The organism is Devosia sp. (genome assembly GCF_040509215.1).
Taxonomy (GTDB): Bacteria; Pseudomonadota; Alphaproteobacteria; order Rhizobiales; family Devosiaceae; genus Devosia.
In genome coordinates this window covers 16,967-30,235 of record NZ_JBEVLL010000055.1, presented here as the reverse complement: position 1 = coordinate 30,235, position 13,269 = coordinate 16,967, and the positions used below count along the sequence as shown (strand labels likewise).

12 protein-coding genes are annotated in these 13,269 nt (G+C 62.4%); 1 reads left to right on the top strand and 11 read right to left on the bottom strand.

Features of this window, described 5'->3' with window-relative positions:
* Positions 1-99: 99 nt before the first annotated feature.
* The 8 genes from ABW043_RS03080 to gabT form a co-directional block, all read right to left on the bottom strand.
* Positions 100-1,527, bottom strand: coding sequence for a gamma-aminobutyraldehyde dehydrogenase (locus ABW043_RS03080; protein ID WP_353919771.1), 1,428 nt, complete (start codon positions 1,525-1,527; stop codon positions 100-102).
* A gap of 19 nt (positions 1,528-1,546) precedes the next feature.
* Positions 1,547-2,359 carry an ABC transporter permease gene (locus tag ABW043_RS03075; protein ID WP_353919770.1) on the bottom strand — a complete coding sequence of 271 codons (813 nt, stop codon included), beginning with the start codon at positions 2,357-2,359 and terminating at the stop codon, positions 1,547-1,549.
* Positions 2,349-3,299, bottom strand: coding sequence for an ABC transporter permease (locus ABW043_RS03070; protein ID WP_353919769.1), 951 nt, complete (start codon positions 3,297-3,299; stop codon positions 2,349-2,351). Before ABW043_RS03070 ends, ABW043_RS03075 begins: the two co-directional genes overlap by 11 nt.
* Positions 3,296-4,291 carry an ABC transporter ATP-binding protein gene (locus ABW043_RS03065; RefSeq protein ID WP_353919768.1) on the bottom strand — a complete coding sequence of 332 codons (996 nt, stop codon included), beginning with the start codon at positions 4,289-4,291 and terminating at the stop codon, positions 3,296-3,298. The genes ABW043_RS03070 and ABW043_RS03065 overlap by 4 nt, the downstream gene beginning before the upstream one ends.
* Positions 4,292-4,428: 137 nt before the next feature.
* Complete coding sequence (locus ABW043_RS03060) at positions 4,429-5,580, bottom strand: ABC transporter substrate-binding protein (RefSeq protein WP_353919767.1); 1,152 nt, start codon at positions 5,578-5,580, stop codon at positions 4,429-4,431.
* Between the two features lie 114 nt (positions 5,581-5,694).
* Entirely contained in the window at positions 5,695-6,603 is a 909-nt protein-coding gene (locus tag ABW043_RS03055) for a LysR family transcriptional regulator (RefSeq protein ID WP_353919766.1), read from the bottom strand.
* Between the two features lie 51 nt (positions 6,604-6,654).
* Positions 6,655-8,112, bottom strand: coding sequence for an NAD-dependent succinate-semialdehyde dehydrogenase (locus tag ABW043_RS03050; protein ID WP_353919765.1), 1,458 nt, complete (start codon positions 8,110-8,112; stop codon positions 6,655-6,657).
* A 3-nt stretch (positions 8,113-8,115) separates the two neighbouring features.
* A complete protein-coding gene (gabT, locus tag ABW043_RS03045) occupies positions 8,116-9,399 on the bottom strand; it encodes a 4-aminobutyrate--2-oxoglutarate transaminase (RefSeq protein WP_353919764.1) in 1,284 nt (427 codons plus the stop codon).
* A gap of 104 nt (positions 9,400-9,503) precedes the next feature.
* Between gabT and ABW043_RS03040 the strand changes: the two genes are divergently transcribed.
* A complete protein-coding gene (locus ABW043_RS03040; protein WP_353919763.1) occupies positions 9,504-10,415 on the top strand; it encodes a LysR substrate-binding domain-containing protein in 912 nt (303 codons plus the stop codon).
* Positions 10,416-10,446: 31 nt separating this feature from the next.
* Here ABW043_RS03040 and ABW043_RS03035 read toward each other — a convergent pair whose 3' ends face one another.
* From ABW043_RS03035 to ABW043_RS03025, 3 genes are read right to left on the bottom strand one after another with little or no spacing between them, the layout of a single operon-like run.
* On the bottom strand, positions 10,447-11,085 hold the full coding sequence (locus ABW043_RS03035; protein ID WP_353919762.1) for a hypothetical protein: 639 nt from the start codon (positions 11,083-11,085) through the stop codon (positions 10,447-10,449).
* Positions 11,086-11,108: 23 nt separating this feature from the next.
* Positions 11,109-11,897 carry a metallophosphoesterase gene (locus tag ABW043_RS03030; protein WP_353919761.1) on the bottom strand — a complete coding sequence of 263 codons (789 nt, stop codon included), beginning with the start codon at positions 11,895-11,897 and terminating at the stop codon, positions 11,109-11,111.
* A 23-nt stretch (positions 11,898-11,920) separates the two neighbouring features.
* Entirely contained in the window at positions 11,921-13,156 is a 1,236-nt protein-coding gene (locus ABW043_RS03025; RefSeq protein WP_353919760.1) for an HAD family hydrolase, read from the bottom strand.
* Positions 13,157-13,269: the final 113 nt, after the last annotated feature.

Below are 13,269 nucleotides of genomic sequence, written 5' to 3'. Positions count from 1 at the left end.
GAACAAGACTCTCGTCGTCTAGCGCTATCCCGTGTGTGAACAAAAAGCCGGCCACAGCGATGCGCTGCGGCCGGCTTTTGCTTGAGAGTTCGCGATACGTCAGCCGTGTTTGAGCATCACGTGGCGGACGCTGGTATAGTCTTCGAGGGAATAGCTCGACAGGTCCTTGCCATAGCCGGACTGCTTGATGCCGCCATGCGGCATCTCGTTGACCAGCATGAAGTGGGTATTGATCCAGGTGCAGCCATAGCGCAGGCGGGCGGCGGCGCTCATGGCCTTGGAGATGTCCTTGGTCCAGACCGATGAGGCGAGGCCATAGTCGCTGTCATTGGCCCATTCGACGGCCTGTTCAGGCTCGTCGAACCGGGTGATCGACACCACCGGCCCGAACACTTCGCGCCGCACGATTTCGTCGCTCTGGAGGGCGCCCGCCACCACCGTTGGCTCGTAGTAAAAGCCCTGATCGCCGGATTTCTTGCCGCCGGCCGTCACCTCGATGTGTGACATCTCCTGGGCGCGTTCGACAAAACTCGCCACACGGTCGCGCTGGCGCATGGAGATGAGCGGACCCATTTCATTGACGCTGTCGTCGGCCTGATTGAACTGGATGGAGGAGACGGCGCTGGAAAGGTCCGCCACCAGCCGATCGTAGATCTTGGAGCCGGCATAGATGCGGCAGGCCGCCGTGCAGTCCTGGCCGGCATTGTAGTAGCCAAAGGCGCGGAGGCCACTGACCACCGCGTCGAGATCGGCATCATCATAGACGATGACCGGCGCCTTGCCGCCCAATTCGAGATGCGTGCGTTTCACCGACTTGGCGGCGGCCTGCAGCACCTTCTTGCCTGTGGCGATGTCACCGGTGATCGAGACCATGTCGATCTTTGGGTGGTTGATCAGCGCGTTGCCGACACTTTCGCCGCGCCCCAACACCACATTGACGACGCCTTCGGGCAGAATTTCAGAGAGAATTCGCGCCAGCTTGAGCGCGCTGAGCGGGGTCTGCTCGGACGGCTTGAAGACCACTGTGTTACCCCCGGCAATGGCCGGGGCCAGTTTCCAGGCCATCATCATCAGGGGGTAATTCCATGGCGCGATGGAGCCTACGACGCCGATCGGGTCGCGCCGCACCATGGAGGTGTGACCCTCGAGATATTCGCCCGCCACGACGCCCGACATGTTGCGTACCGCGCCGGCAAAGAAGCGGTAGCAGTCCACGACGGCCGGGATTTCGTCATTGAGGACGGCGTTGATCGGCTTGCCGCAATTGAGCGCTTCGAGCGCCGCGAAGTCGTCGGCCTCGGCCTCGATGGCGTCGGCGATGCGCAGGAGATAGGCGGAGCGCTGCGCCGGCGTGGTGCGCGACCAGTGCACGAACGCCTTGTTGGCCGACGTGACCGCGCGATCCACCTGCGCGAGGGAGGCTTCGGGGACGGCCTTGATCAAGCTGCCCGTGCGCGGGTTGAGCACCTGTTCTTCAGCATCCGCGCCGCTTTCAAACTGCGCGCCGATCAACATGTTGGTGTCCATCATAATCTCCTCAGCATTGTTATTTGCCGCTGCCGGCGATCTGGTCGCCGTCGCGGGTTAGGTAGAAGGCGGCCAGGATCGGGATGGTGGTCACGAGAACCACGATCATGGCCACGACATTGGTCACCGGTCGCTGGCGGGGCCGGATCAGCTCTTCGAGCATCCACAGCGGCAGGGTCTGTTGCTGCCCGGCGGTGAAGGTGGTGACGATCACCTCATCAAAGGACAGGGCGAAGGCGAGCATGCCGCCGGCCAGCAGGGCCGTGCCGATATTGGGCAGGATGACGTAGCGGAAGGTCTGGAAGCCGTCGGCGCCAAGGTCCATTGAGGCCTCGATCAGCGACTTGGAGGTGCGGCGGAACCGGGCCACCGCATTGTTGTAGACCACCACAACGCAGAAGGTGGCGTGTCCCAAAACGATGGTCCAGAAGCTGAACGGGATTTCGGCGAGGCTGAAGGCCGAGCGCAGCGCAATGCCGGTGATGATGCCGGGCAGGGCGATGGGCAGGATGACCAGCAGCGAAATCGTCTCCCGTCCGAAGAAATCGGACTGGCTGACCGCAGCCGCGCAAAGCGTGCCAAGCACCAGGGCGATGGCGGTCGAGATGGAGGCGACCTGTATCGAGAGGGTCAGCGCCTGCCAGACGTCCGGACGGTTCAGGGTCACCCCGAACCATTTCAGCGTTAGCCCCGGAGGCGGCCACTGATAGCTCTTTTCCTCGGTGGTGAAGGCATAGACGAAGATAAGAAGCAGCGGCGCGATCATGAAGATCAGCCCAGCAGCGGCGGAGATTTTGAGGCCGAGCGAGGCCTTCGGACCATCAGAGCGCATCGAAAGCCCCCTGCCGTTTGGCCATCCACAGATAGAGGCCCATGATGACGATCGGCACCACGGTGAAGGCGGCGGCCAGCGGAATATTGCCAGCCGTGCCCTGCTGGGCATAAACGGCCTGACCGATGAAGAGGCGGGACGAGCCGATGATCTGGGGAATGATGTAGTCGCCCAGCGTCAGCGAGAAGGTGAAGATCGAGCCGGCGATGATGCCGGGCAGGGCGAGGGGAAAGATCACTTTCCAGAACGTTTGCTGTGGCGTGGCGCCAAGATCGGAAGAAGCGTCGATCAGGTTGACCGGCACGCGTTCAAGGGAGGCCTGGATCGGCAGGATCATGAACGGCATCCAGACATAGACGAAGACGAGGAAGGTGCCGATGTAGCTGACCGACAGCGAATTGCCGCCGATCACCGGGATGGCGAGGACCCAGTCAAGCACGAAGCCGATATGGAGGCTCTCGAACACCCAGGTGAGGATGCCTTCCTTGGCGAGGATCAGCTTCCAGGCATAGATCTTGACGAGGTAGCTCGACCAGAGCGGCAGCATGATGCCGAGATAGAACAGAGCCTTCCATTTGCCGCGCACATAGCGCGCCGCCATGTAAGCGATGGGAAAGGCGATGACGGCGGAAGCAAGCGTCACGAGGGCCGACATGACCACTGTGCGTACGATGATATCGAGGTTGGCCGGGCGCAACAGTTCGGCATAGCTCTTGAGCGTCAGGGTCGAATAGTCGACGACGCCGGAAAATTCGTCGATGGCGAAGAAGCTCTGGAACAGCAGCGCCAGAAGTGAGCCGATATAGACGATGCCGAGCCAAAGCAGTGGTGGCGTCAACAGCAGCAGCACGAACATTCCGGGATGGCGCCAGAACTGGTCCGAAAGCCAGCCGAGAATGCCCGGCCGCCGCTCGGTGATGGCGAGGGCGGTTGTGGTCATTGCTCTGCCTCCATCAGATGGAGGGCGCCGCGTTCGAAGGCGAGACCGGTGCGCGCCCCGATATCAGGCAGTTCCTGCCCCGAGGGCAGCAGCGCATGGATGCTGCTGCCGCCAATATCGATGCCGAGGCGTGTCGTGGCGCCAAGATAGTTTTTGGTTGTCACCGTGCCCGCGAGCGCGCTGCCCGCTTCCGGCGCGAGCCTGACTGACTCCGAGCGAAGGCTGCCCCAGCGCCGCTCGCCAGTCAGGGCCGAAACCTGATCGGGGTTCAGCACATTGGAGGAGCCGACGAAATCAGCCACGAAACGGCTATTGGGTCGGGCGTAGATCTCCTCGGGTGTTCCGACCTGAATGACGCGGCCACCGGAAAATACGGCGACACGGTCCGCCATCGAGAGCGCTTCGCCCTGATCGTGGGTAACGAAAATGAAGGTGATCCCCAGCGCCTTCTGCAGGGATTTTAGCTCTTCCTGCATGCTTTCGCGCAGTTTCAGATCAAGTGCGCCCAGCGGTTCGTCAAGCAGCAGCACCTTTGGTCGATTGACCAGTGCGCGAGCGAGGGCGACGCGCTGACGCTGCCCGCCGGAAAGTTCGGAAGGCCGGCGCGTGCCATAGCCTGCGAGTTTGACCATATCGAGAGCTGCTTCAGCGGCCTTGTGACGCTCGGCGCGGGGCGCCTTTTTCAGCATCAGCGAATAGGCGACATTGTCGAGAACGTTCAAATGCGGGAACAGCGCGTAGTCCTGGAACACGGTGTTGACGTTGCGCCGATAGGGCGGCACGCCGGTGGCGTCCTCGCCAAAAATCTCGATATGGCCATGAGTGGGCTGCTCGAAGCCGGCGATGACCCGGAGGCACGTTGTCTTGCCCGAGCCCGAAGGCCCCAGCATGGCGAAGAACTCGCCGCTGGCGATGGTGAGATTGACCTCGTCCATGGCTTTGATGACGCCGAAATGGCGCGAAACGTTTCGCAGGCAGACAGCGGCAGTCATTTTATGCAGCTCCGTTTCAGGCGGCAGGCACACCGCCGCACAGCGCGGCCATTCCCGACCGGCCACACAGAATACTCAAATTTCAGATTGGGCGCGTGGTGGGGAGGCAAGCTGCCTCCCCATTTGAGCAGGGCCTATCAACGGCCGCCGATAACCCCGATATAGTCCGAGACCCAGCGATAGTAGGGCACGCATTCGCCCTGTTCGCACTGGGTGGTCGGGGTCCGCCAGAAGCGGATCTTGTCGAAGTTCTCGTAGCCGTTATTGGCGCAGCCTTCGTCGGTAAGAAGCTCGTTGCCCTTGCAGGCAGCGGGCACGGACGGGACGGTGCCGAACCAGGCCGAAACGTCGCCCTGCACCTTGGGCGAGAGCGAATGCTCCATCCACATATAGGCGCAGTTGGGGTTCTTGCTGTCGGCATGGAGCATGGTGGTATCGGCCCAGCCGGTCACGCCTTCTTCCGGGAACACCGAAGCAACCGGGCTGTCGGCGGCGAGAAGATTGACCTGGAACGGCCAGGAGCCGGAAGCCGCGACGCCTTCGTTTTTGAAGTCGTCGATCTGGATGAAGGCGTCGTGCCAGTAGCGACCGACCAGGGTGCGCTGGGTGCGCAGCAGGTCGAGCGCAGCGGCATATTGATCTTCATTGAGAGCGTAGGGATCGGTGATGCCCAGGTCGGGCTTGTGGCTCATCAGGTAGAGCGCGGCGTCGGCAATGTAGATCGGGCCGTCATAGGCTTGTACGCGACCGGCATTGGGCTGGCCATCGGGGAAATCCATGGGCTCGAACACGACGTTCCAGCTTGTCGGGGCTTCCTTGAAGACTTCGGTATTGTACATCAGCACGTTCGGGCCCCAGACATAGGGGGTGCCATAGTGCACGCCGTCGACTGTGTGCCAGGCGGCATTCTGCAGGCGTTCGTCGATGGTCGACCAGGACGGGATAAGGGCGGTGTTGATCGGCTGGACGCGATTGCCGGCCACGAGGCGCAGCGAGGCGTCGCCGGAGGCGGTGACGAGGTCGAAGCCGCCTTCATTCATCAGCGCCACCATTTCGTCGGAGGTGGCAGCGGTCTTGACCGAGACCTTGCAGCCGCTGGCTTCTTCAAAGCCGGTGACCCAGTCATAGGCCGCATCGGTTTCGCCACGTTCGATATAGCCGGCCCAGGCCACGATGCTCAGCTGCCCCTCGCCGGCACCCAGCGTCTGCAGAGCCTCGGCGGCCATGGTCTGTCCCGAAAACACGGTTGCCATCGCGATGGCCGTACAAGTGCGTAAAACAGGCTTCATGACATTCTCCCTTCAATCGCCGGTCCCCACCAGCTGAAGAAAGACTACGCTGAGCATTAACTTTCGCAATTTCATTCGACAGATAGAAGCTATCGGAATTGCCGATACCAGGTCCTAGAACTTACGCTGGTTTTGCTGGGCCTGGATCAAGCCTATGAAATCACGGGCAGATTGCGGCAGACCCGAGCCGCGACGCCAGACCATGCCGACCTGCACGACGGGCAGATTGCCCGAGATAATGCGGTTTTCGATACGATCGCCTTCGAGCGACCACGGGCGATAGACGAGATCGGGCAGCACGGCGACACCTGCGCCTGTGGCCACCAGGCTGCGCACGGCTTCAACCGAACGGGTGCGGAAGGCAACGCGCGGCTTGGTGCCAAGGGCTGAGAGCAGCTTGCCGGTATTCTCCTCGATCTCGTCCACCGTCAGCATGATCAGCGGCTCGGCAACGATATCCTCGATCTGGATGACATCGGCAGAAGCAAGCCGATGCCCCAGCGGCAACCAAAGCCGATAGGAGGAGGTCTCAAATATTTCCGCCTGCAGTGCATGGCGATCCTGAAGATCGGAAATCACCATCACCGCCACATCGAGTTCGCCGCCGATAAGCAGATGTTCGAGATAGTCCCGATTGTCCTCGATGGCCGTCACCTGCACCGCAGGATAGGCGCGACGGTATCGAGCCAACAATTCGGACAGCACATAGCCGGCCACCATCGAGGTAACGCCGAGCGCCAGCGGACTTGGCGTGGCCGAGGCTGTCTCGACGAAACTGCGCCGCGCATCCTGCACCCCAGAGAGGATGCGGGCGGCGTGGCGATGAAACTGGTGGCCCTGATGGGTGATGTTGAGGCCGCGCCGATGGCGCTCGAACAGCGCGACACCCAGGTCCAGTTCGAGGTCGCGGATGGCCTCGGTGACGGCCGATTGCGAGATCGACAGGTTCTGCGCCGCACCCGAGATGGTGCCGTGCTCGGCGACGGCGATGAAATATTGCAACTGGCGCAAGGTGAAGGACATGGCCTTCACCCTAACGCGCTCATGATACTCACGAAAGTGGGCGCGGCGTGATCAGGCCGACAGACCACCGATGCAGGCATATTTGAGTTCGGTGAACTCCAGAATGCCGTGCTGCGAGCCCTCGCGGGAATTGCCGCTTTCCTTGACGCCACCGAAGGGCGCCAGTTCCGTCGAAATCAGCCCGGTATTGACGCCGACCATGCCGTATTCCAGCCCTTCCATCACACGGAAGATGCGACCGACGTCGCGGGCGTAGAAATAGGCGGCAAGGCCAGTCTCGGTGTCATTGGCCGCGGCGATGACGTCTGCTTCTGTTTCGAAGCGAAAGATGGCGGCCAGGGGTCCAAAGGTTTCCTCCTTCGCCAGCTGCATGTCGGCGCGTGCACCCGTCAGCACTGTGGGCTCGAAGAAGGTGTGGCCGAGGCTATGGCGCTGCCCGCCCAGCCGGACATCTGCTCCCTTGGCCTTGGCGTCGGCGATATGCGCTTCCACTTTGAGCACGGCCTCTTCGGTGATCAGCGGACCCTGCGCGACGCCTTCAGCAAAGCCATCGCCCACCTTGAGGGCCGCAACCTTGGCCACGAACTTTTCGACAAAGGCATCATGGACGCTGGACTGCACATAGAAGCGATTGGTGCAGACGCAGGTCTGGCCCATGTTCCGATACTTCGAGACCAGAGCGCCTTCGACGGCAGCATCGAGATCGGCGTCGTCGAAGACGATGAAGGGCGCATTGCCGCCCAGCTCCAGCGCAACCTTCTTCACCGTGGTTGACGCCTGAGCCATCAGGATCTTGCCGACTTCGGTCGAGCCGGTGAAGCCGACCAACCGCACCTTGGGGTGGCTGGTGAGCACGCCGCCGATGGCACGGGCATCGCCCGTCAGCACGTTGATCGTGCCAGCGGGAAAGCCGGCGCGCTGGGCGAGTTCGGCGAGGGCCAAGGCGGTCAAGGGCGTTTCGGGCGCAGGTTTCACCACAACCGTGCAACCCGCCGCCAGCGCCGGGGCGATCTTGCGGGTGATCATCGCCGCCGGAAAATTCCACGGCGTGATCGCCGCCACCACGCCGATCGGCTGGCGCAGCACCATTAGTCGCGCATCGGCCCGGTGGCTGGGCAGCATTTCGCCGGCGATACGCTTGGCCTCTTCGGCATAGAATTCGATGTAGGACGCCGCATAGTCGATTTCGCCCAGCGCCTCGGCGAAGGGTTTTCCCTGCTCGCTGGTGAGGATGGTCGCGAGGTCCTGGCGATTGGCGAGAACCAGGTTGAACCAGTTGCGCAGCACGGCACTGCGCTCCTTGGCGGTGCGGCCGCTCCAGCCGGGCAGGGCCGCGGCTGCAGCGTCGACGGCCTCGGTTGCCTCGATGGCACCGAAGGAGGGCACGTGGCCGACGATTTCGCCGTTGGCGGGGTTGGTGACTGCCGTGCTGGCGGTGCCGACAAAGCGGCCGTTGAGCAGGGCCTGGTTTTTGAGCAGGCTGCTATCGGCAAGGGTACGGATCGTCATGTCTTAGTTTCCACCTGCGACCAGCGCGCGTTCGAGCTTTTCCAGGCCTTCGTCGAGCAGAGCATCTGAAATGGTCAGCGGGTTGAGCAGGCGGATAGTGTTGCCGTGGATGCCGCAGGATAGGAGGATCAGGCCATCGGCGATGGCCGCCTGGATCACCTTCTTTGTGGTGGCAGCATCCGGGGTGCCATCGGTGCGTGAAACAATATCGAAGGCGACCATCGAACCCGGGCCACGGATATAGGCGATGGGGGCGACGTCATTGCGACGAGCCGCCTTTTCCAACGCCGCCTTGATCATGATGCCGATGGCATTGGCGCGATCGACCAGCTTTTCCTCGGCGATCACGTCGAGCACGGCCAACGCCGCGGCGCAGGCTACGGGGCTGCCGGCATAAGTGCCGCCCAGCCCGCCCGTCTCGGGGGCGTCCATGATTTCGGCGCGGCCGATAACGCCCGAGAGCGGGAAGCCGCCAGCAAGCGCCTTGGCGACTGTGACCAGATCAGGCTCGACGCCGGAATGCTCGATGCCGAACATTTTGCCGGTGCGGGCGAAGCCGGTCTGGATTTCGTCGGCAATCAGGACAATTCCATGCCGGTCCGCGATCTCGCGCAGCGCCACGAGCAATTCGGTCGGTGCGGGCAAGAAACCACCTTCGCCCTGCACAGGCTCGATGATGATGGCTGCGACCTGGCTCGGATCGATATCGGCGCGGAAAAGCGTTTCGAGCGCGCGCAGGCTTTCCGCGACGCTGACGTCATGGGATTCTGCCGGGAACGGCACGTGGAAGATGCCCGGAGGGGCGATGCCGAACTTCTTCTTGTAGGGCGCGACCTTGCCGGTCAGCGCCATGGTGAACGTGGTGCGGCCATGGAAGGCGCCGCTGAAGGCGATGACGCCCGGCCGGCCGGTATGCGCGCGAGCGATCTTGATGGCGTTTTCGACAGCTTCCGCGCCAGTTGAAAAGAGGATCGACTTGGCCGGACCGGAAAACGGCGCCAGGGCATTGAGCCGTTCGCACACCGCCACGTAGGGCTCGTAGGGCACGATCTGAAAAGCGGTGTGGGTGAAACTATCGAGCTGGGCGGCTACCGCCGCCATGACCTTGGGGTGACGATGACCGGTATTGAGCACGGCAATCCCGGCGGCAAAGTCGATATAGCGATTGCCCTCGATATCCCAAAGTTCGCTGCCCTCGGCGCGCTGGGCGAAAACGGGGAAAGCGGTGCCAATGCCGCGCGGCAAGGCGGTCTGGCGGCGGCTCTGCAGGGTGGCGTTGTCGGTCATTGCAAAACTCCTTTTCCGTCCAAGCTAGGACGTTGCGGGAGCGGGGCGGTATGTGATTATGTTGCGCATTGTGGTGCACAAAAGTTGCCACTGGGAGCCGGGCCATGCCTGCCGGAAATGACAGCGGACCGCGCCTGCCGCCCCTCTTGATGCTGCGTGCCTTCGAAGCGACCGGCCGCACCGGATCGATGCGCAAGGCCGCAGACGATCTCGGCGTCAGCCACACCGTCGTCAGCCGGCACGTGCGCAATCTTGAAGGCTGGATGGGGCGCAAGCTGGTGACTGCGGGGCCGCGCGGCGTGGCGCTCACCGAAGAAGGGCAGATCCTGCTGGCCGCGGTGAGCAAGGCGTTCCGGTTGATCGCCAATACGGCCAGCGACCTGCGGCCGGCTCGTGCCGGGGCCAGCTTGCGTATCTGGTGCATTCCCGGGCTTGCTACGCGCTGGTTGACACCGCGCCTCGCCATTATCGAGGAGATATTGCGGGGCACCGAAGTTGTGTTGCGGTCGTCCGATGCCTTGCCTGATTTCTCCAATGACGAGGCTGATCTCGCCATCGGCTTCGGCGATTTCGAGCGGCTCTCGGCGAATGGTCTGCCGCTTCTGCGCCCCCGCATGTTTCCGCTGGCGAGCCCGCAATGGCTGGCGACCCATGGCACGCTCAATTCGCTGGCGGACTTGCCCAATTGGCCGCTGATCCACGAGGAAAGCCATCGGCAATGGGCGGATTGGTTCGAGGCGGCTGGGGTAGGGGCCGGTCAGCGCCTCCATGGCCCGCGCCTCTGGGACGCCAGCCTGGGCCTCGACGCGGCCCGCGCCGGCCAGGGTGTCGCGCTGGGCAGCCGTATCCTCGCGGCCGAAGATCTGGCCAGCGGTCGGTTGGTCGAGTTGTTCGACACCAATGTTCGGCTTGGCGGTTATTATGTCGTCACGTCGCCCCAAAGCCGCGGTTCCCCGGCCATTGACCGGCTGATCGCATGGCTCGGGCATGAGCTGGAGCTGGCAGAAAAGGGATAGGTCGAAAGCCTTGCGCGGTACCCACCTGGTCTCAGCGCAGCAGGCCCTCTCGCTCGAATTCGGCCCATCCGGCGAGTTTGTGACCATCCTGATCCTCCGGATTGCTGGAGGGAGCAGGTTTGGCGTTTTGGGCGGTTTTCTCGGCGCGGGCCAGTTTGGCTTTCCATGCCGCCTTGCGTCTGTTTTCGGCAGCCGTCAGGGCGTCTTCTTCTCGCCAGGTTGCGACAAGATCCCGGTCTAGGATTTCTTCGACGCGGCGGGGATCGAAGACGTGGAAGGTTATTTTCCTCGCTCGTCCGCGCAGTTTCACCGTGCGCGTGCCGGCGCTTGGCAGCCGCCCGTCCTTGAGCCACCTGTGCCTCTCTGAGGTCTTGATGGTCAGGATGTCCTCAATCTCGCGCGGTATCACCGGCAGGTTTTCGATGTCCTGTAAAGTTCGTTGCACAGTGGCTGAGGCGCTGCGGAACACCGGCTCCTGACCCTCCAGCATTTTTAGTGCCAGCGTGCCGACCACCACAGTGAGCGACTTCTTTACTGCCGGTGGCAGCTTGGATCGCACCTCGAGAAGGATGCCGTGGGCCCGAACAGACGAACCCAGCGTTGCGGCGGCCGGCAGGGTCCACTCGGCGACGAACTTTACGGGTAGATCTGCTTTTTTCTTGGGTGCCATCGCTTCTAGATAGGCACTGGCCCCTAGTTTTCCAGCAAAATCTCGGTGTTGCCATCGATGTAGTCGTCGAAAAGCACCGTGGTGGTTTCCGGTGTGCCGATGACGAATGCCATCTGGCCCGGGCCGGTGAGACGGCGCATCGGCACATGCTCCTGGTCGACCGTGCACTGATAGTGGCCACCCGAGAGCGTGGTAAAGGGGATGCCGCGCCACATGGCCGTCGAGGTCAGATGGACATGGCCGGCAATGACCTGGCGGATGTCCGGATGGGTTTTGAGTGCATCGAGGAAAACGCTGGGCTCGAGGATGCGGATGTCGTCCGAGTTGATGTGCAGTGCATTGGCATTGTGATGCAGGATGACGATGACCGGGCGGTCCATGGCCTCGGCGAGGCGAGCGTGCAGCCAGGAAATCTGCGGGGCCGTCAGCACGCCATCGACGCGGCCGGGCTCTGACGAGTCGAGCAGGATGATGCGGTAGCCCTTGATGTCAAAGGCTTTATCGACCTTGCCGGTCTCGGCGCGATGGTCGGCACCGAAGACCGAGAGGAAGCTGTCGCGGTCGTCGTGATTGCCAAGCGTAATGTGCACCGGGATCGGGATGCGCGCTACGATGGCCTTGAGCCGCTCATAGGCGGCCGGCTGGCCGAGGTCGGCGAGATCGCCGGCGAGGACGCAGAAATCGGCATTGCCATAGCGCGCGATGATCGCGTCGACGGCCTGTTCGAAGCGGGTGCCGGTATCGAGCGTCACCGACAATTCGCCCTCGGGCATGACATGCAGGTCGCTCAGCACCACGAATTTCAACGTCACGGCGAATCTCTCCGGAATGGATGTCAGGCCGACGTTTTAACCGGGTTCATGTGACACCTTGCCATCTGCCGCTCGATTTCCTCAAGAAGAGCCGGGAGTTCGCCCGGGGTGCGAATGGTGTAGCGCGGAATCTCGTGGTCAAATTCCGGAATGTGGGTGCGTTTCTTGGACCAGCTTTGCCAGATGCTGATGATCCCCAACTGGTTGGCGCCGCCGATGTCGCGCTCCAGATGATTGCCGACCATGACGATGTCCTTGGCGTCGTTTTGGCTAAGTCCCAGAGACGAAATGGCTTTCTGGAACATTCGGGCATCGGGCTTCGAACAGCCCTCAGCCTCTGAGATGACCTGAGTCTCAAAGTGCGGCTCGATGCCGTGGCCGCCAAGGATGGTGGCGAAGCTACGGACACGGCCATCGGCGACGAGGGCCAGGCGATAGCCTTCGCGGGTGAGGGCGTTGACCATCTCCAAAGCACCGGGGATAAGTCCGGCTTCGATGACATAGCCTTCGTCGTCGAAGACTTCGGTTTCTTCGTTGACCAATGTGTCACCGCTATCGAGAAACACGGCCTTCAGAAGGGGTTGCTGTGCGCGGACCTCCGCCAGAACTGCTTTGACGCGGCCGGGAATCCAGGCAGAAAGATCGGCCCAGGACGAAAATTCGACCGTGGATAGATCAAAGCGCTGGTTGAACTGGAAGGACGGCAGGAAGGCGCGGGCCTGGAGGTAGCGTTTTACGACGCGGTGATCTTCGGCCGTCAGCCCGGCGAGGGCGTCGCGGAACATGTCGTTGACGAGAATAGTGCCGCGGCCAGCCAGTTCCTGGCAGCTCACCGAGGTTATTTCGGCGGCCGGCAATTGCCCCTCGGGCGCGGCGCTGAAGGCATGCTTGCCGGGCGCGGAGACCAATGTCACACGGTCATCTTCGAGGGGCAGGGCGCCTTCCGAGGTCATCGGGAAGATGCCGCCATGGGCGCTGGCTTCGACGCCGACGACCTGATCATTGGCGTCGAGCTTGAGCCAGACGTGTTCGAGTTCGTAGAGGTGCTGGATGTCCCAGTCCCACCAGATTGCGTACTCGATGACCTTGGCGACGCCGGGCTCGAAGGTGATGTCGAGCGTGGCGGAGGGCGAGCGGCCGGGGGCGGTCAGGACGGAAATGCCGACGCGGCTCGGCAGGAATGGCTCGTTGTCGCCAAACCGGATGACAGGCGCCAGGCGGCGGGCCAGTTCAATGTCGGCGGTTGATGGCGAGGGCATGGGGCTTCCTTTTGGCGCTCAACGAATGCTTCAATTCTTGTAATCGTTTTCAAGATTGAACTGCAAGAGGCGTGGATGGGTAAATTTGCAAACGACGATGCCTCTGGTCTGAC

Bases quoted from the DNA above. Each gene is read 5' to 3' on its own strand.
- ABW043_RS03050 (WP_353919765.1), bottom strand. From the start codon at position 8,112: ATGACGATCCGTACCCTTGCCGATAGCAGCCTGCTCAAAAACCAGGCC.
- ABW043_RS03070 (WP_353919769.1), bottom strand. From the start codon at position 3,299: ATGACCACAACCGCCCTCGCCATCACCGAGCGGCGGCCGGGCATTCTC.
- ABW043_RS03060 (WP_353919767.1), bottom strand. From the start codon at position 5,580: ATGAAGCCTGTTTTACGCACTTGTACGGCCATCGCGATGGCAACCGTG.
- ABW043_RS03025 (WP_353919760.1), bottom strand. From the start codon at position 13,156: ATGCCCTCGCCATCAACCGCCGACATTGAACTGGCCCGCCGCCTGGCG.
- ABW043_RS03065 (WP_353919768.1), bottom strand. From the start codon at position 4,291: ATGACTGCCGCTGTCTGCCTGCGAAACGTTTCGCGCCATTTCGGCGTC.
- ABW043_RS03040 (WP_353919763.1), top strand. From the start codon at position 9,504: ATGCCTGCCGGAAATGACAGCGGACCGCGCCTGCCGCCCCTCTTGATG.
- ABW043_RS03035 (WP_353919762.1), bottom strand. From the start codon at position 11,085: ATGGCACCCAAGAAAAAAGCAGATCTACCCGTAAAGTTCGTCGCCGAG.
- ABW043_RS03080 (WP_353919771.1), bottom strand. From the start codon at position 1,527: ATGGACACCAACATGTTGATCGGCGCGCAGTTTGAAAGCGGCGCGGAT.
- ABW043_RS03075 (WP_353919770.1), bottom strand. From the start codon at position 2,359: ATGCGCTCTGATGGTCCGAAGGCCTCGCTCGGCCTCAAAATCTCCGCC.
- gabT (WP_353919764.1), bottom strand. From the start codon at position 9,399: ATGACCGACAACGCCACCCTGCAGAGCCGCCGCCAGACCGCCTTGCCG.
- ABW043_RS03055 (WP_353919766.1), bottom strand. From the start codon at position 6,603: ATGTCCTTCACCTTGCGCCAGTTGCAATATTTCATCGCCGTCGCCGAG.